The 22,485-nt window shown below is 37.0% G+C and carries 25 protein-coding genes, 1 tRNA gene and 1 pseudogene; 19 read left to right on the forward strand and 8 right to left on the reverse strand.

What is annotated here, in order from left to right:
- Positions 1–294 precede the first annotated feature (294 nt).
- Positions 295–570: a hypothetical protein gene (locus ATE47_RS01560; protein ID WP_062160308.1), complete on the forward strand. Its 276-nt coding sequence runs from the start codon at positions 295–297 to the stop codon at positions 568–570.
- A gap of 213 nt (positions 571–783) precedes the next feature.
- A complete protein-coding gene (locus ATE47_RS19430) occupies positions 784–912 on the forward strand; it encodes a hypothetical protein (RefSeq protein ID WP_257721515.1) in 129 nt (42 codons plus the stop codon).
- A gap of 15 nt (positions 913–927) precedes the next feature.
- Here ATE47_RS19430 and ATE47_RS19495 read toward each other — a convergent pair.
- Positions 928–990, reverse strand: a pseudogene (locus ATE47_RS19495) (hypothetical protein); the annotation flags it as partial.
- A gap of 679 nt (positions 991–1,669) precedes the next feature.
- Between ATE47_RS19495 and ATE47_RS01575 the strand changes: the two are divergent.
- The 3 genes from ATE47_RS01575 to ATE47_RS01585 are packed head-to-tail and all read left to right on the forward strand — an operon-like array spanning position 1,670 to position 5,083.
- Positions 1,670–2,911 (forward strand): O-antigen ligase family protein, encoded by a 1,242-nt coding sequence (locus ATE47_RS01575; protein WP_062160311.1) that lies wholly within the window; start codon positions 1,670–1,672, stop codon positions 2,909–2,911.
- A gap of 26 nt (positions 2,912–2,937) precedes the next feature.
- Complete coding sequence (locus ATE47_RS01580; RefSeq protein WP_062160312.1) at positions 2,938–4,524, forward strand: hypothetical protein; 1,587 nt, start codon at positions 2,938–2,940, stop codon at positions 4,522–4,524.
- A 10-nt stretch (positions 4,525–4,534) separates the two neighbouring features.
- On the forward strand, positions 4,535–5,083 hold the full coding sequence (locus tag ATE47_RS01585; RefSeq protein WP_150114759.1) for a DUF6705 family protein: 549 nt from the start codon (positions 4,535–4,537) through the stop codon (positions 5,081–5,083).
- A gap of 322 nt (positions 5,084–5,405) precedes the next feature.
- Here the strand turns inward: ATE47_RS01585 and ATE47_RS01590 are convergent, their stop codons facing one another.
- A complete protein-coding gene (locus tag ATE47_RS01590) occupies positions 5,406–6,149 on the reverse strand; it encodes a hypothetical protein (RefSeq protein ID WP_062160314.1) in 744 nt (247 codons plus the stop codon).
- Between the two features lie 336 nt (positions 6,150–6,485).
- On the opposite strand from ATE47_RS01590, the gene ATE47_RS01595 reads away from it, so the two are divergent.
- From ATE47_RS01595 to ATE47_RS01655, 11 genes are all read left to right on the forward strand, one after another.
- Positions 6,486–7,259: an SDR family oxidoreductase gene (locus ATE47_RS01595; RefSeq protein WP_228376301.1), complete on the forward strand. Its 774-nt coding sequence runs from the start codon at positions 6,486–6,488 to the stop codon at positions 7,257–7,259.
- A 10-nt stretch (positions 7,260–7,269) separates the two neighbouring features.
- Positions 7,270–7,704 carry a DUF2147 domain-containing protein gene (locus ATE47_RS01600; protein WP_062160316.1) on the forward strand — a complete coding sequence of 145 codons (435 nt, stop codon included), beginning with the start codon at positions 7,270–7,272 and terminating at the stop codon, positions 7,702–7,704.
- Positions 7,705–7,925: 221 nt separating this feature from the next.
- Positions 7,926–8,282 (forward strand): hypothetical protein, encoded by a 357-nt coding sequence (locus ATE47_RS01610; protein ID WP_062160318.1) that lies wholly within the window; start codon positions 7,926–7,928, stop codon positions 8,280–8,282.
- 8 nt (positions 8,283–8,290) lie between these two features.
- A complete protein-coding gene (locus ATE47_RS01615) occupies positions 8,291–9,199 on the forward strand; it encodes a helix-turn-helix domain-containing protein (RefSeq protein ID WP_062160319.1) in 909 nt (302 codons plus the stop codon).
- A gap of 107 nt (positions 9,200–9,306) precedes the next feature.
- Positions 9,307–10,161, forward strand: coding sequence for an AraC family transcriptional regulator (locus tag ATE47_RS01620; RefSeq protein WP_062160320.1), 855 nt, complete (start codon positions 9,307–9,309; stop codon positions 10,159–10,161).
- 63 nt (positions 10,162–10,224) lie between these two features.
- Positions 10,225–11,052: an NAD-dependent epimerase/dehydratase family protein gene (locus ATE47_RS01625; protein WP_062160321.1), complete on the forward strand. Its 828-nt coding sequence runs from the start codon at positions 10,225–10,227 to the stop codon at positions 11,050–11,052.
- 126 nt (positions 11,053–11,178) lie between these two features.
- On the forward strand, positions 11,179–11,697 hold the full coding sequence (locus ATE47_RS01630) for a hypothetical protein (protein WP_062160322.1): 519 nt from the start codon (positions 11,179–11,181) through the stop codon (positions 11,695–11,697).
- Between the two features lie 5 nt (positions 11,698–11,702).
- Positions 11,703–12,452, forward strand: a complete 750-nt coding sequence (locus ATE47_RS01635; RefSeq protein ID WP_062160323.1) for an immunity 22 family protein — start codon at positions 11,703–11,705, stop codon at positions 12,450–12,452.
- Positions 12,453–12,458: 6 nt separating this feature from the next.
- Positions 12,459–13,301 carry a hypothetical protein gene (locus ATE47_RS01640; RefSeq protein ID WP_062160324.1) on the forward strand — a complete coding sequence of 281 codons (843 nt, stop codon included), beginning with the start codon at positions 12,459–12,461 and terminating at the stop codon, positions 13,299–13,301.
- A 37-nt stretch (positions 13,302–13,338) separates the two neighbouring features.
- Positions 13,339–14,424, forward strand: a complete 1,086-nt coding sequence (locus tag ATE47_RS01645; protein ID WP_062160325.1) for a hypothetical protein — start codon at positions 13,339–13,341, stop codon at positions 14,422–14,424.
- Between the two features lie 305 nt (positions 14,425–14,729).
- Positions 14,730–15,062 (forward strand): hypothetical protein, encoded by a 333-nt coding sequence (locus tag ATE47_RS01655; protein WP_062160327.1) that lies wholly within the window; start codon positions 14,730–14,732, stop codon positions 15,060–15,062.
- A gap of 411 nt (positions 15,063–15,473) precedes the next feature.
- On the opposite strand, the gene ATE47_RS01660 is transcribed toward ATE47_RS01655, so the two are convergent.
- The 3 genes from ATE47_RS01660 to ATE47_RS01670 form a co-directional block, all read right to left on the reverse strand.
- A complete protein-coding gene (locus ATE47_RS01660; protein WP_062160328.1) occupies positions 15,474–16,865 on the reverse strand; it encodes a site-specific integrase in 1,392 nt (463 codons plus the stop codon).
- 237 nt (positions 16,866–17,102) lie between these two features.
- Positions 17,103–17,189 (reverse strand) — tRNA-Ser (locus ATE47_RS01665).
- A 55-nt stretch (positions 17,190–17,244) separates the two neighbouring features.
- The gene (locus ATE47_RS01670) at positions 17,245–18,261 is read right to left on the reverse strand and encodes an asparaginase (protein WP_062160329.1); all 1,017 of its coding nucleotides are present in this window, start codon (positions 18,259–18,261) and stop codon (positions 17,245–17,247) included.
- A 78-nt stretch (positions 18,262–18,339) separates the two neighbouring features.
- On the opposite strand from ATE47_RS01670, the gene ATE47_RS01675 reads away from it, so the two are divergent.
- Genes ATE47_RS01675 through ATE47_RS01685 form a run of 3 tightly spaced genes read left to right on the forward strand, consistent with a single transcriptional unit; the run spans position 18,340 to position 20,328 of the window.
- Positions 18,340–19,014 carry a TrmH family RNA methyltransferase gene (locus ATE47_RS01675; RefSeq protein ID WP_062160330.1) on the forward strand — a complete coding sequence of 225 codons (675 nt, stop codon included), beginning with the start codon at positions 18,340–18,342 and terminating at the stop codon, positions 19,012–19,014.
- A 25-nt stretch (positions 19,015–19,039) separates the two neighbouring features.
- Positions 19,040–19,471, forward strand: coding sequence for a hypothetical protein (locus ATE47_RS01680; RefSeq protein WP_062160331.1), 432 nt, complete (start codon positions 19,040–19,042; stop codon positions 19,469–19,471).
- Complete coding sequence (locus tag ATE47_RS01685) at positions 19,471–20,328, forward strand: hypothetical protein (protein WP_062160332.1); 858 nt, start codon at positions 19,471–19,473, stop codon at positions 20,326–20,328. The genes ATE47_RS01680 and ATE47_RS01685 overlap by 1 nt, the downstream gene beginning before the upstream one ends.
- A 3-nt stretch (positions 20,329–20,331) precedes the next feature.
- On the opposite strand, the gene ATE47_RS01690 is transcribed toward ATE47_RS01685, so the two are convergent.
- The 3 genes from ATE47_RS01690 to tsaD are packed head-to-tail and all read right to left on the reverse strand — an operon-like array spanning position 20,332 to position 22,482.
- A complete protein-coding gene (locus ATE47_RS01690; RefSeq protein ID WP_062160333.1) occupies positions 20,332–21,021 on the reverse strand; it encodes an RsmE family RNA methyltransferase in 690 nt (229 codons plus the stop codon).
- A 43-nt stretch (positions 21,022–21,064) separates the two neighbouring features.
- Complete coding sequence (locus ATE47_RS01695; protein WP_062160334.1) at positions 21,065–21,469, reverse strand: hypothetical protein; 405 nt, start codon at positions 21,467–21,469, stop codon at positions 21,065–21,067.
- Positions 21,466–22,482 carry a tRNA (adenosine(37)-N6)-threonylcarbamoyltransferase complex transferase subunit TsaD gene (gene tsaD, locus ATE47_RS01700; protein ID WP_062160335.1) on the reverse strand — a complete coding sequence of 339 codons (1,017 nt, stop codon included), beginning with the start codon at positions 22,480–22,482 and terminating at the stop codon, positions 21,466–21,468. The genes ATE47_RS01695 and tsaD overlap by 4 nt, the downstream gene beginning before the upstream one ends.
- Between the last annotated feature and the right edge of the window lie 3 nt (positions 22,483–22,485).

Here is a 22,485-nt window from a genome sequence, read left to right on the forward strand (position 1 = left end):
AGGTTTTTGCCTAAAAAAGATTTAGATGTCTTTATTAACATCAACAGGATGTCTTGGGTTATATGTTGTTGGTGTTGCGATAAAACAGAGGTCACAAGTTGAATTCATGTTTGGGAGAGTTGATTAGTTTCAGTAAATATATTAAAATTTATTTTCTTACAATTAGCGCTTCTGTCTTATAATCAGAAAATTATATTGTTAATTAAATGTAATGCAGTCATTCTACTATTAACGCAAAAGCTATTTTGTTTTTAATATTTTAGCAGCTAATGCTTTGGCGCTTTCTCTAATCACATGACTCGTTTACTCGACAAAACACACACGATATTGTTTGTACTGCTGTTCGCAGCTGATATTACTTTTTATTACTCTAAAGTAATTGATGCAAATGTATTTCTTGGCGCCTGGGTTTCGATAGGTACAATTTATTACAGCAATTTAAAACTACGCATAGAGGATGATCTATTTTTCAAAGACCTATTCCGTTCATTCAACGAACGGTATGACAGAGAGATGAATGACCTCATTAACGAATTTAAGGGCTTTGCTGCAAATAATCCTCAGTATTAATAGCACCGTGTTCTTTAATATACCAATAAGTATTTGGTAGATTCTCTATTGCTTCTAGCAAAGGTTGATTTAAATAGACTGCCAATATGAACGTAGCTACGAATATTTATCAGTTCAAATACGTTTTTGATTTGTTCAAGCATATTTGTAATGTTAGAAATGGTTTTTTATTAATGTGTTTAAACTTAGTCGATTGTATCACCCCACTCAAACATGGGATCACTGCCCGAATTGTGCCTGAATGCTTTCAATCTGGGAACGAAAATGTTTGCGGGGTGGTTCGACATGACGAACTCGGTCTACTGGAAGATTATGCAGCATGCGATATTTAGAAAGAAATAAATTAGATTCTTTTTCCCAATTTTCACCTATGCCGGATATATAATTGTGATAGAGTAAAATCTGCTCGTCGTTGGACATCTGCGCGCGCAGAATTTTTAAATATTCTCTTGACTGTTTATAGTCAAAAGACCTTGTTTTTCTTTTTTTACAACAAATTTTACTGCGCTGAACAAATGTCGATAGTAATGAGATAATCTCGATTCGTGTCCGGTAAATGGAGCATACTTTATATGCAGGTCAATTTTTTTATTATCGATTTTAAAATCTTTTATTCCTCCAAATGTCTCTTTATGTTCTGCCCGGATGCTTTTTAATTTATCCCTACATTCCAATATAAACTTCGGGTGTGGGAGATTTAGCGGAAAGCACGGCCGATAGGGATGCCATAAATAATAATCCTGCTTTCATTCCTTTGCTCTACATTGATTTATCTGTGAAAGTGTCATCAACAATCCAGCAGGTCCCGTTCCATAGTTAAATCCGGTAATTTTCCTTTTAATGTCCCTCATAGTGAAAGGCGATGGTACGGGTATAATAACTGTAACCAAAAATTCGTAACGGAATTTCACCTATGTATCACGTTTTTAGGCCTATATATGTAAAGAAAGACGACGCAATTTATTATCGTCTTTAAAAAAGCATATATTTAAAAGTAATAAGTTTTACCTTATATCTAAATTGATTACAATTTAAAATTCAGTTTAATTTAATATTTGTTATTCAAATCCGCTTACTTTCTACGCATTACTATAAAAAGATGAAATTGCAATTAGGAGTTAATTTTTTTAAAACATCCTATACTTTTTTCTTAGAAAGTATTGTATTGTTTATTGGATTGATCATATCTATTTACTTCGAAAGTAGGGCCTTTTCAATCGGATTTATTACAGCTATTGTGACAATATTCATTTTGCTCAGGAAAATTAGATTTACAGCTGGGATTTATTTGTTGATTTTTTCCTTCTTTTTTCTCTTGACACTTTATACAGTTTTTTATGTAAAAACAGGTTCGTCCTTTGGTAGGATATTTATTTACAAAATCTCATTCAATATTTTTAAGGATAATTGGCTTTTAGGTGTAGGTTTTGGAAAATTTAAAACAACCTATATGTACTACCAGGCAAATTATTTTAAACAGGGCAATTACAACACCAGTGAATTTTTGCTTGCGGATAATACATATTTTGCCTTCAATGATTATTTCCAATTTATTATTGAGACAGGTTTAGTGGGTATTTCTTTTATCATACTCATGATGATTGGCTTAATTAAATTCATTAAAACTCTTACAGCCTGCTATGATTCACCAATAGTATTAACTGCAGTGGGGGTCATAATTGCCATTTCTGTTGCTGCTTTTTTTACTTATGTATTTAATAAACTATTTTTTCAGGTTGTTTATGTTGTTTGTTTTAGTGTTTGCTTTTTGTTTGCATATGATAAGAGGCAAAGAGGGCTTACAATTATACCCATTGGGTCAGTCTTTTTATTTCTGGTAATAGGGGCTTCCTACAATTTTAATTCAAAGAATCTTTTTGCTTCGCAGAAACTGAAGCATGTTAGACAATTAGCACAAGCTGGTTATAAAACGGAAGCAAATAAAATTTTAAATGATATCGCAGGAGAAATCAGTCATGATGCGGAATATCTCGAATTGAGTTCATATATGAAAGTAAGCGGCATGGATTTGACCAATGCTGAAAAGGCAACCCTTAAGTTAATTGATATACGACCGAGCAGTACAGCATTTTTAAGGTTAGGAAATATTTATGAAATCAATCATAGGTTTAAAGAGGCAGAGTTTGCGTATAAACTGGCTATTGATATGGTGCCAAACAGAGTAATGAGCCGATATAAGCTGTATCAATTTTATGCGTCGACAAAGCAGGTTAAAAATGCAAATAAAACCGCTGTTCAAATATTAAATATGCCAATAAAAGTTCCATCATTGCTGATCGACCAAATTAAAAATGAATTAACTAAGGATATAAATTTATAACCAATTTTCAATCTAAATTAACAACTATGCGAAAAAAAACACTTCTCAGCATTGCATCAATCTGCATTATTATAATTTTTTCCTGTCGAAAAGATATAATGCAAGATATTAATGATGAACAAACTAAACCCTTTTTGACAGAGGCGAAAAATTATTACTATCAAGAGATTAAAAAATATGGGATTACTTCTGTAAAAAAAATGGCATTAAATGGAGCTACCCGTGCATCCGGTGTCAATACAACTATCACACCTCTATGGTATAAAAATTATACTTCCCAAACTGGAACTAATAGTTTTGTCGAAGTACCAATTGCAGTAGGTATAAAGCAGATTTCTTTATATAACTTTGATAAAAGTATACCGGATAAAAAACAAGATCTGATTAGGGCCAATTCATCATTACAACGGCTGTTGATCTACAAGACCAAGACAGGTAAATTACATCAGGCCAGGTTAACATACCTACCCGATTATGATTATTTAGAAAAAAACCATTTTGATGCCAGTGCCACCCAAATTACGAAGATGGACAATTATAGCGGTTATCTGGAATTTAGCCCGATAAATGGAGGAGGTAAATGGTTTTTACTGCAATTTAGAAACGGCAAAATGATAAAAAAGAGATACGCGCGGAAGGAAAATAAATCTAGCACCTCGAACATAAAGTCCAATGCACAATTAAGTCGTACAACAGGGCGGATTAGTTTAAGTATAAAAGACAAACTAGTTTCCGGAGGGTATTATGACTACCAGTGTACTGATGTTATGGGACAAGTTTGTGCAGGTGGCGGCGATCCGTATGTTGAGGAATGCGGAGAATGGGAAAAAGTAGGAGAAGATTGCCAAGACGTTTGGGTTGAAGTACCAGACCCTGAAAATCCTGATGATCCAGATAATGGAGATCCGTGCTTAGACCCTAGCAATTTCTGGATGTGCAATCCAGATAACCCAGATGATCCAGGTACAGAAGAGCCACCCACAAGCGATGAAGATCCTTGTGATAGGGCAGACGCATTAGAAAATCATGAGAATTTTAAGATTATGTTAAACGTATTAAAAAACCCCATAATTTTAAATGATAATAGAGAGCATGGGTTCATCTATAAATTTGGCAGCAACGGCGCATTCAGTCAGTATCCAATCAGTGGGCAGCCCGATCTTGCAGGTATTGACTTCACTTTACCGAATGGTACAGTAGATGGTATAGCACATACTCATTATGACGATTTGTTATCTGTTTTTTCTCCTGATGACTTAATGGCTATGACTAAAGCCTATGCTGAGGGGAAAATGTCGGACGTTAATACTTTTACTATGACACTGGTAACAGCTGATGGAACACAATATATGCTCATGGTTGATGACGTGACTAAATTTTCTGCCTTTGCAACAAGTTTAAATAACTCTAATCTGGATAATTTTTCTCTCATTTATGGTGGCATTTACCATATAAGTCCTGATAACACAAATGATCAAAATGAAAAATCTTTTTTAAATTATATAAAGGCAACAAACAGTGGTTTAAAGTTATTTAAAGGAAATAGTGATTTTAGTAGCTGGACACCTAAAAAGGTAGAAGATGATAATGTTGTAAATGATCCCTGTAATTAAATTTAATAATATGAAAAATTCAATAAGAATAAACAGATCAATGAAGAAAATTGTATTTATTGCCTTAGCAGTATTTTATATACCGGTTACATTCGCCCAGGATTTGCCGAAGAAAGGTTCTAATTTAACCAACCCAAATTTAAATAAATTTAGGGGTAACTGGATTTCGATCAATGGTATAGATACTATTAGAATGAAATTGAAAATTGAAAATATTTCGATTAAAGATGGGCTTGAGATACGTGCCGATGTTGTTTTGGGTTACATTTCATACAAACATGGTAACCAGCTAATTGTAGACAACATTAAAAACTCCACATCCAGTTATAAAGATAATAAGCATTCAATAATAGCGGGTTTAGACCAAAAAAGGGATACTATAAGTGGTAATTTGGTAGATGAACCAAAAAGTAAATTTTTTGATGTTAAAATCATTAAAAAAGACAGTAAAACAATTGAACTTGTCTTAGGCCGTGGCAAGGTATTAAAAGTTGGAACTACACCAAAAAACGGAAGAACACTTCCAGCAATTATGATTTTCAGGAAGGAAAAAGAATAGCTTGTTAAGGTTATCAGAATGAATTACGGGTAACTTATTTTATTTCATACAAAATGATACGAAATCTGCTATTGAAATAAATCAGAATCATTTTGGTAGTGCAACCATTAAGAACAGGGTTAAGCAAGGTTGGCGATAACTCTAGCCCTTCAACTTAGTTTTATAACTAATCTCCCTCAAGTTTATTAATTTCCCATATGGGCATAGAGATATGCCCATATTTTTTTGCAGGTAACCGGCTTTGCTTTCTCTGCCCAGATTTCGACAACCGTAAATTATAGGTTGTTTTCCAGATGCTTTGCATGGCTTAAACTAGTGCAATTCAAACAACTTTTGTATCAGTTTTTTGTGTTATGGTGTCCATTTGAAATAGTCGTCTAATTGAAGTCAAATGCCCAAATAGAATCACCGGAACGATAAAAGTTGGCAACCAACTAAAGGGAAAATGCAATATGGCTATATTTGGCTGGTCGAAACCAAATGTTTGTACTGGTGATGGTGCGGATAAAAAAGCAGTTATAACAATATTTAGCAAAAGTCCTAGGCAAATAAAATTCCAGATCAATATTATTTTTTTGCTAATTTTTCTTTTAGTTAGCCCGAGATATGCAACTATTGGTGCCGTTATCCCGGCAATAATGTCGAAGTTTCGTCCGTCGAAGGTCATCAGTTCAGGGATTGCTTTGTTTAGGAAAAGACAAAAGAGCACAAGCTCCAGAGGTACTCTTACTATATTTAGATAGGTTAAATATATCAAAGGCAAGCTATCTATAAATCGCCGTCCTTTTTGTGTTGAAAACAAACCTGTTATTGTAAGTATTGCAGGTAAAATCCCAAATAATAGGATAGTGGGTGGAAAGAAATCTATATTGGCAGTATAAAGATTCTGACACGTTAAAACTGCTTGAACAATAAGCCACAATGTTAAGCCTGTCAAAATTCTACTTGCATGTCGTTGTACATTTTGTGAATTTGAATTTTTAATAGCCCAGTAGAATAATATAAGTGTTAAGACTGTTGTCAGTCCGAAAATAAGCGGGATATATAAAGGCAGGCTCTCTAACATTTTGATTATAAAATTGCAAGTTATAAAGATTCTTCATTAGTCAGCTTTTCATAAGACAAGAAACCTGCATAAACAAATTACAGCTTTCTCCGGGGCAAGTGTACTTTTTGTTCAGGGGAAGATTTCTAGGTGGGAGGTAAAACAGGGAACCGTGGTAACCACTAAAAGTGGGGAAGAAGCGGGTTTATCGGAATACACAGGAGACCACTTGCCGATTATAAAACCGACAAAATATTCCTTTTTACTACAACTTCGCGACTTTTGGATACATCTGCTCAGAGGCATTGCCCGAACTTTGTATCAACAATCAACAATAGTAAGAATAATATGGATTTAATGAACAGCACCATCCTGATCACAGGAGGAACCAGCGGTATAGGGCTGGAACTTGTAAGGCAACTTACCGAGCAGGGATCAACGATCATCGTGACAGGCCGCAAACAAGAGGCCTTAAATGATGCCAAAAGGCGCTTCCCAAGAATACACGTCTTTCGGAGCGATGTAAGTGATCCGCAAGATATTGAGCACCTGTATAAAGAGGTGACACAACAATTCCCTGATCTGAATATGATTATCAACAATGTAGGTGAAATGCGTTTGCTTGACCTTCAGGACGCCAGCAAGGACCTGGAAAACATAGCCCGTGAGATTAATATTAATCTTACGGGAACAATCCGGATGGTTCATCAGTTTTTACCGCACCTGATCAAAAAGCGTTCGGCGGCAATTGTAAACGTTTCCTCTGCCATTGCTTTCATGCCTTACTCCACCGCTCCGGTTTATAGTGCTTCAAAAGCAGGAGTTCATGCTTATTCCCAGGCCCTGCGTTTGCAACTGGACAAAACCAGTGTCAAAGTGTTAGAACTGGTTCCTCCGGGAGTGAATACCAATCTTCAGAATGATTGGGTGCTGCCACCGAATCCAAGCCAAATGATGGATGTGGATAAACTGGTTGGTGTAGCCATCAAGGGCCTTCTGAACGACACGCCCGAGATCAAGCCATTCCTGGTGAAGGTAATAAAATTTTTAAGCAGGCTGATGCCTAACCAATTGATGAAACTAGGACACAGGGAATTCGAAAAATTTAAAAAATTAAATAATCAACAATAAACAATCAGATATGAAAAAATCAATTTTAGCAGTGTTTGCGCTGCTGTTTTCTATGGTATCGTTCGCGCAGAAACCCTCTAAGGACCAGATTACAGGTGTTTGGAAATGTGATGATTACAAGATCGAGGTGTTCAGGGCAGGCAACACGTACTCGGCCAAGCTCTTATGGTCGAAAGATATGTTCGAAGCTGATGGAAAAACATCTAAGAAGGATGTTAAAAACCCCAATGAAAAACTCCGGAACAGGTCTGTGCAGGGCCTTACCCATATCACCGATCTTGTCTACAAGGACGGCGAATACGTGGACGGTAAGTTGTATAGTGTACAGGATGGAAATACCTATAGCCTGAAAGGGAAACTGACGGGTCCCAATGACCTTGAAACCCGGGGCTACAAAGGTATACCACTGGTTGGGAAATCATTTAAATGGAAAAGAGTTCAGTAATTATTATAAAATTAATTCTCATGAAAGATAATAAAGATCAACTGTCGGGGTTTTGGTTCGTTGTGTCCAATGCCCTTCCCCCTGTAGGCTTCTTCCTTTACTTTAGGCACAGGAAGGCATATCCAAATAAGGCCGATAGGGCGTTAAGAAGCGCAATAATCGGCGTGCCGATCGCTATACTTGCAGCTTGTATCATGAACACTTTTGTCCTTAATTAAATTATGGCAAGAAACATTATTTCGGCAGTACTGCTGCTCATCTCGGTAACGCTCAGTTTTAAACATGCCTGGGATACCTTGTACTACAAAAGTAATCCGGAGTCGCTAAAGATGATGGAAAGTTTAGGGATCAGTGAAACGTTCATTCCGTACCTGGCTGTGGTAGCCATAGCGGTTGGCATATTTTTGCTCATTCCCAGCACCTTTTTCCTGGGCAATATGTTAAATGCGGTCCTGATCGTAATGATCATGGGGCTGGCACTGCGGGCCGGAAACTACCGCATCGCATTGATAGAGATTCCTTTTTTAGTGATGCCACTGGTGATGATATGGCTGAAATATCCGTTCAAATTTAAGTAACTTGCAGTATGGCAAACAGTAAACCCTACCGGATAAGTTCCATAACGGAAATACACCGTTTGATGGGACTTCCCAAACCTCATCATCCACTGATCAGCATGGTTGACCTGAAAGGTCTGAGAAATGATACGGGTATAGATGCAGTCATATTCGACCTGTACGTGATATCTATGAAAAGAGGATGTGACGGCTTGCATTATGGGCAACAGAAATACGATTTTGACGAAGGGCTGATGGCCTTTATGTCTCCCGGCCAGATACTGCGTGGCGAAGAGAACGGTGTGCCTCCGGACCTGGATGGCTGGATGCTATTCGTACACCCTGACTTTCTCTGGAACACATCACTTGCTACCAAGATCAGGCGATACGAATACTTTGGTTATGCTACCAGTGAGGCGCTGTTCCTCTCGGATAAGGAGGAGATAGTGATCAATGACCTTGTCAAGAATATTAAAACTGAATATTATGCCAATATGGATAAGTTCAGCCAGGACATTATTATCTCAAACCTGGAAACCCTGCTGAATTACGCCGAACGTTTTTACCAGCGCCAGTTCATCACCAGGAAGATTACTAACCATCAGATCTTAAACCAGGTGGAAGAACTCTTAACCACATACCTGAACAACGAAGCGCTGCTTTCCGAAGGATTGCCAAGCGTGCAATACTTTGCTGACGCATTGAACATATCTGCTAAGTACTTAAGCAGCCTGTTGAAACAACTGACCGGTCAGACGATGCAGCAGATCATCCATGAGAAGCTGATCGAGAAGGCCAAGGAAAAGTTGTCTACGACTCGGATGTCTGTAAGTGAGATCGCCTATCAGCTTGGTTTCGAGCATCCCCAGTCCTTCAATAAGTTATTTAAGAGCAAGACCAAACAAAGCCCGTTGGACTTCCGGCAGTCCTTCAACTGAAATGCCTAGATAATCCTTGAATAAGATGGAAGGGAAACTCCAACCTGTTTAAAGTATAAACAAATACCAATTGATTAACTTTGCTTAAATGATAATCGTTAGAAGTTATGCGAAGTAACATTTTTCCTGAAAATCTGAGTCAAAACAAAGGGCTTTCAATCCGTATTGTTTCCCCGGAATTCGGCCATCTATCGGCCGAGTCCGTAGCCCAATACGGCTCTGCTCAACGGCTGCCTTATTATTTCTTTCTTTTTGTGCTGCAGGGGAGCAGTCAGGAGGTTATCGACGGGGAAACCATCAAGGTAGGTGAGCATGAGCTTTTATTTGCAATGCCCCACCAGCTCAGGCAACTGGCTAAAGCAGGCCATAACGCTGACTATTATAAGCTGGGGTTTGACGATGAGTGCCTTTCGCGATTGCCAAAGAAGTTACCCTTTTTGCTTAACCCCCTGAATCAGCAAAAAATAAGCTTTCCGCATGATGTGGCACAAAGACTTTGGAATACCTTCAAGATTTTAAATGAACTATTGCGCAGAGCAGATACGGATCCGGAACTGATCCTGGCGTACCTGAACAGCATGCTTACGGAAATAAACGCCGCTTATTTTGTACTGGATAAAAAGCACAGGGCAGGGGACCTTGATAAATTTTTAGGGTTCAAGCTATTTGTAGAAGATCATTTTACTGATCAACCTGCCATAACAGAGATCGCAGAAAAGCTGGCCTTAAGCACGGATTGCCTGTATAGGATTGTAAAACAGCATTCCGGCGTTTCACCTAAAGAATATATCACAGACCGTTTGATCATCGAGGCCAGGCGTAGAATATATAATAACCAGCATACGTCGGTAAAGGAACTGGCATATGAGCTTGGCTTTAATGATCCAGGTTATTTTTCGCGTTTGTTTAAGAAAGTGACCGGTAAAACGGTAGCCGGCTTTTACCGGGATTTGTCCCTTTAAAAGCGGTTTTTGTCCGGACCATACAATTATATTAGCCCCACCTTTGTCTAAAATAAATAAATTATGGACAGACCATTTGGTAAAATATTGGTAACCGGAGCGACCGGTTTAGTGGGTTCAAGGCTTTTGCCCCGCCTTGTTGAAGCAGGATATGATTGTTTCGCACTGGTACGTGGTAAGGAAGTTGCGGCCGGAGTAACAGCTATAGAAGGCGACTTATTTGACCCTGCAACACTGCACGAAGCGGTGAAAGATGTAAAAGCGATCATTCACCTGGCAGCCGTCTTCCGCTCACCTGACACGGACCTGATCTGGAAAAGTAATTTGGAGGGTACGCGCAACCTCATTGCTGCCGCAAAAAACAATGCCCCGGATGCCCGCTTTATTTTTGCAAGCACCAGTCATGTTTATGATGCAGCCAACCCCCACCCCGGCCGGGAGGACGATGCGCTTAACCCGCAGCATGCCTATCCTGCCAGCAAAGTTGCTGCGGAAAAGGAGTTGCGTGAAAGCGGATTGAACTGGTCTGTTTTACGTTTTCCATTTGTTTATGGGGATGGTGACGGCCACCTGGAAGAATTGCCTAAACATGTACTTGCTGCTAAATTTCATCCGGCTATGCGGATGAGTACCATCCACCACCGCGATATTTATACGGCTGTCATCATGGCCTTGCAGGGGATCATGGATGGCCGGGTGGTCAATATCGCAGATGAGGCGCCAACCACGCTTTACGAATTACTGCAGCTTGTTGGCGAAACTATGACTTCATCCTCAGAACCACTGACGAACCCCTGGTACCTGCATGCTGACGCCTCTCTGGCCCGCGGTTTGGGCTTTCAGGCAACGGTAAGAACCGTGTATCAAGCGGTAGAGGAAAACCTGCTCTGATAACTTGTCCAATTTGGTTTAATAATAAATCACACATACGAGATATAAATTAAATTATTATATTTACATAGCGGTCATAATCATGTTCAAAGTGTTTGAACAAACTTGAATGCAATCGCGCTAACTATGAATAAAATTACATTAAGACCCTTAGCAGGAATTACAATAGGTGAAAAGGAAATAAACTTTGGTCAAACAAAGCATGACGTTATAGGTTTGCTTGGCAATCCTGACCATGTAGAAGAAAGCCAAATCTTTTATGATAATCTGAACGTAAGATTTGATCTCGATGAGGATGGTCTACTCGAATTTATCGAATGCCAGGGCCCATATCCCGAAAATTCTATATTCGATATTTACGGTGTAAACCCGTTTAAACTTAAGGACAATGAACTTGTCGATTTATTGACAGATAAAAATAGCGGGGAAATCGATGGTTTTGAAGCACCATATTGTTATTCTTTTTTAGAAATTTCAGTCGGTATCTGGAGAGCATCCGTTCCCGCAGATATTGAATCTATTGTTGCCGAAATGAAAAATGAGGGAACCTATGAAGAATCCAAAGGATTAATGGACATGGATTTAGAAAAAACAAAATATTTCTGGACTGTGGCTGTTGGAAAACCAGATTATTATAAAATATAAAAGATATGCATTTATGGCTTGGAACCTTTGGTTCAAAAAAGGAGTTTGATAAATATCTGGACCAGAAAAGATACCTGAAATCATGGGCAGTTTACGACCATAAACCACCTACCGGAAACGAAGCAGAAGATGCGGAGCCCGTTCCGGAACTCCGTTGTGATTTCTGCAAGGAACTCGACTTAGATACCTATGATGAAGATCTTATCGTCATGAAGTATTATAAAACACCTGTTGACTATAAAAAGGTTGCCCATGATATTCTTGTTGATGAGCAAGAATTTGCTGCTTTATGTAAAAAATATAAGGTTAGTGCTTTTAATTCAATTATAGCCTATGAAGACTGCGGCTTAAATGGAAAAGCAGCTTTAGGTTCACAGACGGTAAAATATATCGGAAAACTACCGGCGGCTTCTAATGAAAATTTATCTGGTGGTTCTTCTTTCCATTATTTATGGGTAGGTGAAAGCAAACTGGATAAAAAAAGTATCCTGGGGCTGGCAGGGATTGACAAGGGCAAAGTTGTAAAGCTTACCTATTACCATGCTGCCAAAAGCGGTAAACTGGACGAAATACTGATTCTTCAGGTTGAGGAGTATGGTGTTGCCGAAAAAATGGTACTGAAAGCAGATGAAATGAAGATTGTTACCGCCAGATCGATGCTTGATCTGGTTGTAAAAGGTAGCCTTAAAGTAGATGGGGAAATTGTAGCTGATGCTTTGGGAATGAAATACATCGGAAAGTTCGGTTCCCACTAAAATGCTATGAAAACTATGGAGCACAAGAAAATAATAAACCATTTTAACAAACAGATAAATAAGACCAAAAAAGAAGGAGTAAGCCGGGGAGAAATTGAACAATATTATGATCTGATTAAGCAAAGCATTGAAGATGATATCAAAGAAGGTTTCAAAGAAACAATTGCACGGAATCTGACATTGGGAATTGGTGTTCATTCTGGAGAATATCCCAAGCACCTGATTTTGAATGGTGAAACGAACGGATGGAAATACATTACCCGATACCTGTTATGGCAACAGCACATTTTACAGCAGCTTTTCAACTACAAAGAGGTAACGCCAAGATCAATTGGGCCAATCATCGCACTGGCAGTTCTCTGGGGAATGAGCGAACTTGCAAGAAGCTCAAGAAATTATTTTCAATTGTTGTTTGAAGATAACAGAGAGAAATATAAAAAAAGCGAAACGCATCATTTATTTATAGCAATTTTATATGATCTGAAAGAAACAAAATCAATCAATCAACAACTGTATTCAGCTTTCCCGGAAGAAAATATTTATAAAAGGTTTTTGGATAATTGGTCGACAGCAGATGCAGGGTTGCTAAGTGAACTGCTTTTTGAGCTTTGTGATTTCCATCTCTATAGTGCAATGGATTTAAAGAATAAATTTTCTGAGATTCTCTCGTTGGATTATATTCCATACGAGATCAGGTTGATCGAAAAAATCAGGGATGAACAGGGGTTAATCAACGTTAAAATCGATCACCCATTAATGAAAAGCCAGTTGGCAGATATTCCTGTATCTGCTTATGGATGGGATTTGTCAAATGATGAAGTGTATCAGTTTTTAATCAGAAGAGAATAATTACGAATAGTTTTACATAATACCAATTCTGAGCCGCATGAGAATACTGTATATCATTCCTGTTATCGCAATACTGGTTTTGCTTTACTATGTGGTGTCTAGTAACAGAGCAGGAATTAACGATGAGCTTCCTAAAAGATTTATACAGTACCACCCTTTGGATAGTTTAAAATCGATTAAGAGTGGAGCCGCCACATTGAATCTGCTGGTTGAAAGCACTGAGGACATTGAGTCTTTTTTAACACCAGAAAATAATATTATCCTCTCTATTGTTCCAGATAAAGAAGAAAAATTCTTTTTTAAGCTCAATCCCGAAGGCCAGGTAATCGATTCGTTAAAATTAAATTCCGATGCCGGGGATATCGCATTTCTAAAAGGGTTCATTATAAATATGAAGACTCATCGATATCACCTGTGGAGCTTTAACGGCAGTAAATTACCGATCAAAATCACCGCTCAAAATGCAGATTTTAAATGGGACATAGAAAAGCAGCGCAAACAGCTTACAGACATAGCCAGAAAATCAAATACCGTCCGCGTAGATTATGAAAAAAGTAATACTGCGCCCTATAAACCCGATAGTGAGGGCCTACGGACTGCCCAGGTGGCTACACATTATTCGGTAATCACTTACTGTATCAACGATGTCTGCTTTCAGTTCTACACCACTTTAGATGTAAGTAAACAATTCCCCTGGTCTTACAGGGAGAAGATGCTATGGAATAATCTCTTTAAACGGATCAATAAAGAGGCGATTTCTGAAGTGGAGATCAGCAAAACACCTTACATCAAATATTGGTATTTTCAAAAGCTCAAGCGGGAAGAGGTCCAATTTTCAGGCGGGGGCGGCAATGCGCCAGGCTTTAGGGAGATCCTATATCATGGAAATCTATATACCGATGTGGTTTTTAATAAAGATACACTTAGGCTCAGGGAGTTCATGTACCTCAATGAAGAATCGCACACCTCGGATATAGAAATCGATGGAAAAAATATCGGTGCACTCTCCAAAAATAAAGAACAGCCAACCCAGGATATCAGGGGTTACCTGTATTATACCAATGAAAAATTGCACTATGCCCTTTTTACCAATAACGATAAGAAAGTTTACCTGATTAAATAGTCGCCATTCCCCTTTATTGTTGTAATTTGAATTTAGGATAATCTTTTGAAAAAAATTATAAAATAGATTACTTGGTAATGCTCGAAGCTCAACGTTTAGCAGGAACTAATGTTGATTTTTGTTTAAGCTTCCAGAAAATGACAGATAATGAAATCACGGTATTAATTGATAAAGCCATAATTAATTACACATACCAGAAGATTGAGGGTTCAACTGATAAGTTAACACCTGGTTTCTACTCTCATCTATTTATTTCTATTTATTGATTGACCTAATTTAAGTTGGATAAAAACGAATTTAAGATTATGAAAATAGATCAAGGAGTGTACCTTCTCAATGACGAAGAGGGAGAGGAAGGTTATTTTAATGGAACATTATTAAAGTATCTATTTATAGTAACGAACAAGGATGACCTTTTGATTGCCTTAAAAGACTGGGCAAATGATAGGTTTGCTGCGTGCAAAGTTGCCGATATTAAATTAACCAGATTAGGAAATTATCAAATCAAGGTTCAAGTTAAGGATTGGACTGATGACGAAATTCAGGAAATGGAATTGTACTTAATTAGAATTCCAACAGCGTCCGAATGGTCAAAATTGGGTTACTGGAACCATCAGCGTTTTTTTAGGATAGAATAAATCCTAATTTCGTTGGGGCCAGTAATTCTTAAAAAACGAAAAATATGAAGGAATATCTATCGGTTTTAAGCGGATCAATATGGATTTTGGTTATTGTTCTGGCTTTTATCTTTTGGCCACGGAAATAATAATGCCAGTGGAATTATACTATCCTTTATTGTGCTGGTTATAAAGATTTTCACATTGGCTATTCTCATTTTAATCGTCCAGCAAACTTTTTAGACAAAGACCAACGTTGTCCTTTAGCGTTTGGAAAGTCGTTTAATTGAGAATGCAGAAAAATGAAAAAGGAGCAGAATTAAGTATCATACTCCTTAAATTTTTCAGCAACACTGCTGCTGTAATGCAAGTTCTGACTTGCTATTTGTTTCATTAACTTATACCTGTAACTAGTGTGGCAGCAAGTTTTAATTAAGCTTTTATTTGGGATTTCAGTGAGACTAGCCTGTTTTCGAACTGCACTAGTCTTTGTTCTATAGAACTTCCAGAATCGTGAGTTTTTATGGTGCCATTCTTTAAATCATTTAACTCATTTTCCAGCTTTTGAATTAGATCTGATATGCATAAAGCTTCATTCGTGGTTGCAGGCTTCGTTAATCTTTCAGCTAGTTTTGTCATTTCGTTAGCAACAGCTTCTTGCTCAGTGATCGCGTAATCTTCCGTCTGTTTCACGGAACTATGTCCCAGCATTTCTTTTACAATGGATATAGGTACACCGTTATTAAGTGTAACAGTACTTGCAAATGTGCGCCTTGCCTTGTGAGTATTGAGAGCAGCATCTATATTGCAAAGAGTAGCAATCTCTTTCAAGTAGGCATTCATCTTCTGATTGGATTTTACCGGCAATACTGAGTTGCGTTGAATACAAATAGGATGCGACTGATACTTTTCCAGAATCTCCAGCGCTTTTGGCAGTAGCGGTATGTCTGTCCTGGCTTTTGACTTCTGTCTAGAACTCATAATCCAAAGTCTGCCGTCGTCTCCTTCTTTTATGTCATGTTTTTTAAGTTGGAAGGCATCAATATAGGCCAGACCGGTGTAACATTGAAATACAAAAATGTCCCTAATTGTTGCCAATCTTTCATTCTCAAAGCTCTTATCTTCAAGACTTCGTAATTCAGCTCTAGTTAGCGGCTTTTTTTTAGGCTTAGTCATTTTCCCTTTAAAAAGTTTGAAGGGGTCCTTCGGAAGAATATCTTTGGCTACGGCATCTAGAATAATCTTTTTAAAATTCCGAATGTATTTCAAAGACGTATTGTTGCCGCATTTTCTGACTGTTCTCAAATAAAATTCATAGTCCTTAATAAATTCATAATTAAGCTCCCAAAACTCAATATCATCTCTTTGGAATTTGAAAAGAAGGAATTCCTGCACATGGGATCTGGCAGTGACATATCTTTTATATGTCCCCTCAGCATATTCGCCAGGCACGAGTAGCTTCATTCTGTCGTTATGTTTCTGAAATTCTTCTAAAACTTTTAGATTTAACGGGTTTTTACCTTTCACAAAATCAATAATGGATAATGCCGTAATCTTTCTTCCGGCTTTTATCAGTTCTGTTTTGTAGTTGTTAATCTTGGTTGTTAAAGTTTCGAGGAAATGATTAAGACTTCTCGCGTCTTCTTTGTTTCCCGACGCCTTTTCATGGGCCTGATCCCACCTTGTCACATCCCACTTTCGCTTAGTCGACGTTTCCTTTGGTACCCCATCTACGGTTACCCTTACATAAACATATCTGAGATTTTCAGATTTTCCTGATTGGCTCTTCAAAAAGAAGTTTAGCCCATAACTGTGTTCTAGCATAGTTCAACAATTTTTAGTGTTAATAAAGTTGAATTAATAGCGTTCAGTATTGGATCAAGATGAATTCTGTGGCTATTTTTGGCGTCAAAAGGAATAGCCACAGATTTGCCATAAAGATTATAGCAATTTTGAAAATTTTGGCATATTCTCTTAAAAGTAAAAGCCTACAATTTTTGAAAAATTGTAGGCTTAATAAGCTTTTCTACACTAATAACAGATCTTCTCAGTGTATTTCTGCAGAAAGGAAGGGATTCGAACCCTCGATACAGTTACCCGTATACTACCTTTCCAGGGTAGCTCCTTCAACCACTCGGACACCTTTCTAATTGAGATTGCAAAAATACTCTAATTTCTTGAATTAGCAAATTTTCTGATGCAATTACTCGGAAATTTCTCCACAAAGACTTTTTGCGAAATGTTCTGCAAAACTTCCTTTATAGCTTGGATTGTCAATCAGGTGCATCGCTTTAGTGATCGCACTTTCCGCAGTCATATCTTTCCCGCTGATTGCTCCAATTCTTGAAAAAATATTGCTGTTTTCATATTTTCCAAATGAGATTCCGCCTGAAATACACTGACTTACCACCACAATTTCAGTCCCGTTATTTCGGATTTCCTGCAGCGTTTTCTGGGTTTTTTCAGTGCTGAAAATCGTTCCCGAACCAAAAACCTGAAGGATCAAAACCTTCATTTTTGGGATTTCTTTAAAATGATCCAGCTTCATTCCCGGAAAAATCCTCCAGAACAAAACATCCTCCGAAATATGATCGTCAACATGAAATTCAATATCAGAATTACTGCGGTGAAGATTCTCCTTAATTACATTTAAATGAACTCCGGATTGCCCAAGAATAGGGTAGTTAGGGCTTGCATAGGCGTCAAAATATTCAGCCGAATATTTCAAAGTGCGATTTCCTCTCAATAATTTATATTCAAAATAAATTGCAACTTCCTGAATCACAGCTTTATCATTTTCATATAAGCTTGCGTAGTACAAGCTCGTTAGAAGATTTTCCTTTGCATCCGTTCTCAGATCCCCGATAGGTAGCTGTGAGCCTGTTAAAATTACCGGTTTTTTTAATCCTTTTAACATAAAACTTAAAGCAGAAGCGGTATAAGACATCGTATCTGTTCCGTGAAGAATTAAAAATCCGTCATATTTTTCATAATTTTTGCGGATATAATGAGCTATAATCTTCCATTCTTCCGGTCCCATATCCGAGGAGTCAAGCGGTTTGGCGAAAGGGTGTACGAAAACCTCACATTCCATTAGCTTCATTTCGGGCATTTTTTCAAAAATATTTCCAAAATCAAAGGCACGAAGGCTTCCGGTTTCGTAATCTTTTTCCATACCAATGGTTCCACCGGTATATATCAACAGGACTTTTCGTTTCATACAGGACTTTTATAGAATTTGATCCCCATTTCAGGATGATTCCTCAAAATTACGTTAATTTGCAAAGATTTGAAAATAATGAACGATTTAGCACAAACTTTTGAATATTTAAAACAGTTTTTAACGGAGGAAAGACTGGCGAAAATTGATCATTTTTCTCAGGAAAGTTCTGATTTCGTGCTTCCTGTGATGGATGACGTGTATCAGTTCAGGAATGCAGCGGCGATCATACGGTCGGTCGAAGCCTGTGCTTTTCACAAAGTAATTGCGATGGAAGAAGAAAATGTTTTTAATCCGAATCTTACCGTTACAAAAGGCGCTGAAACATGGGTTGAGGTTGAAAAAATGCCGAAAAATTTGGATTCTTTAAAAAATATTAAAGAAAGAGGTTATAAAATTCTGGCAGTTTCATTGGAGAAAAATGCTGTTATGTTACCGGATTATCAAGTGACGGAGCCGATTGCACTGGTTTTCGGGACTGAGCTTGAAGGAGTTTCAAAAGAAGTAATTGATTTTGCGGATGAAACATTAGCGATTCCGATGTATGGCTTTACGAAAAGTTATAATGTTTCTGTGGCAGCGGGAATTTGTATGTATGAATTGAAACAGAAGTTGTTACGTTCAGATATTAATTATAAATTAAGTGAAGAAAAGCTATTGAAAATGAAAATCCGATGGGCTGTAAATTCTATGAGAAGCGGGCAGCAGATTTTTGAGAAATATTTAAAGGATCACAATATTGATTTTAATTAATATTTTTAACTAAAAACACGAAACCATGCAAAAATATACGAAATATCTTTTCTTTATTTCCCTATTCCTGTCCTTGTTGTCTTTGTATATCATTGGAAAAGGTGGGAAAGAAATTTATCCTTTCTACAGTTGGAAATTATTTACAAGCCCTAGTGGAAGCGAAAAGTTTGAGGAACAATACAGGCTGTACAGGGTTGAGGGAAATGATACGATCAGAGTTTTGTATCAGGCCACAGAAATTTACGATGAAAATAATTTAGCTTTAATAACAGGTTTTTATGGCAAAAAAATTGAAAAAAATGAAAACCGGGAAGAAAGTATCAAAAAGATGAAAATTTTCATGAAAAGCTACCGGCCGGAGTATAATAATCTTCTTTTGTATAAAGAAAGCTTCAATCCCTGGGATTTAGGAAAAGCGTCTTTTAAAATCAATAAAATTTTGATAACCAAACTCTAATGAAATATAAGGAACTTACCGTTTTCAATTATAAAATTGCCTATTATGCAATGCGTACTTTCGGGTTGTATTGGTTGTTGATGCAATATCTTACATTCAGAAGAATCAGCAAGTGGCCTCAAGAAATTTATGAACCATTTCTTGTGATTCAACGATTTATTTTCCCGGTATATCCGAGTGAGTTTTTATATGGGAGTATTTTATTGATTTGTGCTTTACTTCTAATAATAACTTTATTTAAGCAAAATTATATTCTTAATTTTTTAATATTTGTATTAATAGCAATCATTAATTTCCCGATTTCTCTTAATTTCAGTGTGGGGCATCATAATCATTTGATAATTATTGGTTATTTTATGGCGATTTTTTTACTGCCTAAAAATTTAATCAAAGAAAATGATTACAAATGGGTACAGTATTTCTATCTGGGAATATTGGCAACTTACAGTATGGCGGGGATCTCCAAGTTTTTAGGAATTGCGAAAAATGTAATCAAACAAACAGGAAAAATTACATGGCTGGATAAAAACGCAGCCAAAATCAATACGCTGGATAATTATTGGATCGCAGATATCAAGGTTCCGGATTGGGTCCTGAGTTTATATGCTTATGAAAACTTCTGGGTTATTACTACCGTCTTTGGAATCGTAGTACAAGCTTCAAGTTTTTTGGGAGCCTTTAACAGAAAATATCTTACATTCATTATGATTTTCCTGTATATTTTCCATTGGTACACGGATTTTTTCGTATTGGCGGATTTTCAGGATGCTAAAAATTTTGTGTTAATAGCTTTGTTTCCGTATCATATTTTTTATCCTTTATATTTGAAATTTAAGTCAAAACCTAGTTATACTTAATTTTTAAAGGAAATAATTCCAGGCTGCAACGAAGATTCCGGCTGTTTCTGTTCTCAATCTTTGGCTTCCAAGTGATACTGCTTTTATTTTATTATTGGCTAGATGTGAGATTTCTTTCTCTGAAAAATCACCTTCCGGACCAATAAGAAATGTGATTTGTTCCAAATTCGGAATTTCTTTTAAACCTATTCTTTCCAAATTTTCATGGCAGTGGGCAACAAAAGTATTTTCCGGATTAATATTTTTAAGGAAATCTGTAAGTTTAGTTAAATCATTAATGACTGGAAAATGGAATCTCAAGCTTTGTTTTGAAGCTGCTATCGCCTGTTTCCTGATTTTATCAATGTTAATATTTTTACGCTCGGTTTTTTCGGTTTGTAAAAAAGTAATTTCAGAAATACCCATTTCTACAGCTTTTTCTACAAAAAATTCAATACGGTCAATATTTTTTGTCGGAGCGATTGCAATATGAAGTTTCGGATTAAAATCCGGATAATCAGTTTTAATTTCAGCGACTTCAATATTTGCTCTTTTTCCTTCTATCACTAGTTTTCCCGATGCCAGAGTTCCTTTTCCATTCGTCACATGAATTTCCTCACCATTCTTCATGCGAAGAACTTTTACGATATGTTGTTGCTCCTCGTCGTTTATTATTACTTTTCCGTTATTGATTTCGCCAAAAAAAAGTTTCATAGATTGATATTTAGATCCGCCTGAATTTATTTATAAATGATTATTAAAACGTGATTTCATTATCGCTTAAAAATGCCACACCGGTTTTTATCGTGGTATAAATATCGCCTTCACAATCTCTATATGAACATGCATAAATTTCTTCGATCCACTTATTATTCATAAAAATTAAATTCAAATATTCGTTTTTTCTTAAATTATTTTTGATGGATAAATAATCACCTTCTTTGGGTTCGTAAGTAAAGCTAAACACATTTTCTGAATTGATTTTCTCGATAATTTCTTCCTTTATATTTTGAACATATCCAATTTCCGAACTGGACGGAAAATAATCTACATAAAGCTCTGATGCATCATTTTTTCCAGTAATTGTTTCTAATATCCAATAATATTTTGAATTCTTTTTAGAATGTTTTCCCAGTATTTTTTCTTCTAACAGTATTTTCATAAATCATATTTTGCAGTTGCGGAAGTTCTCAGATCCGTAAATTCTCCCCGCTCAAACTTCAATTGAGCCACCATCGCAATCATTGCAGCGTTATCTGTAGTATATTCAAATTTTGGAATGTAAATATTCCAGCCTAATTTTTCGTGATTATCCTGCATCGCCTTTCTTAAGGCAGAATTCGCAGAAACTCCACCTGCAATAGCAACTTCTTTTATATCTAAAACCTTGGCTGCTTTTTCAAGTTTGTCTATTAGAATTTCAATAATTGATTTCTGAACGGAAGCGCAAAGATCATTAATGTTATTTTTTACGAAGTCATTATCTTTTTTAACTTCTTTTTGGATAAAATATAATACAGAAGTTTTAATCCCACTAAAGGAATAATCATAATTATCCAGTTTTGGCTTATTAAATTTAAAAGCATTAGGGTTACCTTTTTTAGCCAGTTTATCGATAATGGGGCCAGCCGGATAATCCAGATCGAAGATTTTTCCGATCTTGTCAAATGCTTCTCCTGCCGCATCATCAGTTGTTTTTCCGATGATTTCCATGTCAAAATAATCCTTCACAAGAACGATCATTGTATGTCCTCCGCTCACGGTAAGGCATAAAAACGGAAATTTTGGCGGCATAGGATTTGCATCTGCAATGAAATGGGCTAAAATGTGCGCCTGGAGGTGGTTTACTTCAATTAAAGGAACGTCTAAACTCATTGCCAAAGACTTAGCAAACGAGGTTCCCACAAGAAGTGAGCCTAAAAGTCCGGGTCCACGTGTAAAACCGATCGCAGAAATTGCATTTTGTTGTATATTTGCTTTAGTTAGAGATTTTTCAACAACGGGGATGATATTTTGCTGATGCGCACGCGATGCCAGTTCAGGGACAACACCGCCATATTCTTTATGGATTGCCTGATTTGCAGCGATGTTCGACAAAATAGAATTTCCCTTGATGATAGCTGCTGATGTGTCGTCGCAAGACGATTCAATACCTAAAATTATAGAGTCGCTCATAAT

It is taken from the genome of Chryseobacterium sp. IHB B 17019 (assembly GCF_001456155.1).
GTDB lineage: Bacteria > Bacteroidota > Bacteroidia > Flavobacteriales > Weeksellaceae > Chryseobacterium.

Bases quoted from the DNA above. Each gene is read 5' to 3' on its own strand.
- ATE47_RS01585 (WP_150114759.1), top strand. From the start codon at position 4,535: ATGAAAAATTCAATAAGAATAAACAGATCAATGAAGAAAATTGTATTT.
- ATE47_RS01610 (WP_062160318.1), top strand. From the start codon at position 7,926: ATGGCAAGAAACATTATTTCGGCAGTACTGCTGCTCATCTCGGTAACG.
- ATE47_RS01640 (WP_062160324.1), top strand. From the start codon at position 12,459: ATGAAAACTATGGAGCACAAGAAAATAATAAACCATTTTAACAAACAG.
- tsaD (WP_062160335.1), bottom strand. From the start codon at position 22,482: ATGAGCGACTCTATAATTTTAGGTATTGAATCGTCTTGCGACGACACA.
- ATE47_RS01580 (WP_062160312.1), top strand. From the start codon at position 2,938: ATGCGAAAAAAAACACTTCTCAGCATTGCATCAATCTGCATTATTATA.
- ATE47_RS01635 (WP_062160323.1), top strand. From the start codon at position 11,703: ATGCATTTATGGCTTGGAACCTTTGGTTCAAAAAAGGAGTTTGATAAA.
- ATE47_RS01600 (WP_062160316.1), top strand. From the start codon at position 7,270: ATGAAAAAATCAATTTTAGCAGTGTTTGCGCTGCTGTTTTCTATGGTA.
- ATE47_RS01560 (WP_062160308.1), top strand. From the start codon at position 295: ATGACTCGTTTACTCGACAAAACACACACGATATTGTTTGTACTGCTG.
- ATE47_RS01685 (WP_062160332.1), top strand. From the start codon at position 19,471: ATGAAATATAAGGAACTTACCGTTTTCAATTATAAAATTGCCTATTAT.
- ATE47_RS01615 (WP_062160319.1), top strand. From the start codon at position 8,291: ATGGCAAACAGTAAACCCTACCGGATAAGTTCCATAACGGAAATACAC.
- ATE47_RS01620 (WP_062160320.1), top strand. From the start codon at position 9,307: ATGCGAAGTAACATTTTTCCTGAAAATCTGAGTCAAAACAAAGGGCTT.
- ATE47_RS01675 (WP_062160330.1), top strand. From the start codon at position 18,340: ATGAACGATTTAGCACAAACTTTTGAATATTTAAAACAGTTTTTAACG.
- ATE47_RS01625 (WP_062160321.1), top strand. From the start codon at position 10,225: ATGGACAGACCATTTGGTAAAATATTGGTAACCGGAGCGACCGGTTTA.
- ATE47_RS01655 (WP_062160327.1), top strand. From the start codon at position 14,730: ATGAAAATAGATCAAGGAGTGTACCTTCTCAATGACGAAGAGGGAGAG.
- ATE47_RS01690 (WP_062160333.1), bottom strand. From the start codon at position 21,021: ATGAAACTTTTTTTTGGCGAAATCAATAACGGAAAAGTAATAATAAAC.
- ATE47_RS01575 (WP_062160311.1), top strand. From the start codon at position 1,670: ATGAAATTGCAATTAGGAGTTAATTTTTTTAAAACATCCTATACTTTT.
- ATE47_RS19430 (WP_257721515.1), top strand. From the start codon at position 784: ATGGGATCACTGCCCGAATTGTGCCTGAATGCTTTCAATCTGGGAACG.
- ATE47_RS01595 (WP_228376301.1), top strand. From the start codon at position 6,486: ATGAACAGCACCATCCTGATCACAGGAGGAACCAGCGGTATAGGGCTG.
- ATE47_RS01645 (WP_062160325.1), top strand. From the start codon at position 13,339: ATGAGAATACTGTATATCATTCCTGTTATCGCAATACTGGTTTTGCTT.
- ATE47_RS01660 (WP_062160328.1), bottom strand. From the start codon at position 16,865: ATGCTAGAACACAGTTATGGGCTAAACTTCTTTTTGAAGAGCCAATCA.
- ATE47_RS01670 (WP_062160329.1), bottom strand. From the start codon at position 18,261: ATGAAACGAAAAGTCCTGTTGATATATACCGGTGGAACCATTGGTATG.
- ATE47_RS01680 (WP_062160331.1), top strand. From the start codon at position 19,040: ATGCAAAAATATACGAAATATCTTTTCTTTATTTCCCTATTCCTGTCC.
- ATE47_RS01630 (WP_062160322.1), top strand. From the start codon at position 11,179: ATGAATAAAATTACATTAAGACCCTTAGCAGGAATTACAATAGGTGAA.
- ATE47_RS01695 (WP_062160334.1), bottom strand. From the start codon at position 21,469: ATGAAAATACTGTTAGAAGAAAAAATACTGGGAAAACATTCTAAAAAG.
- ATE47_RS01590 (WP_062160314.1), bottom strand. From the start codon at position 6,149: ATGTTAGAGAGCCTGCCTTTATATATCCCGCTTATTTTCGGACTGACA.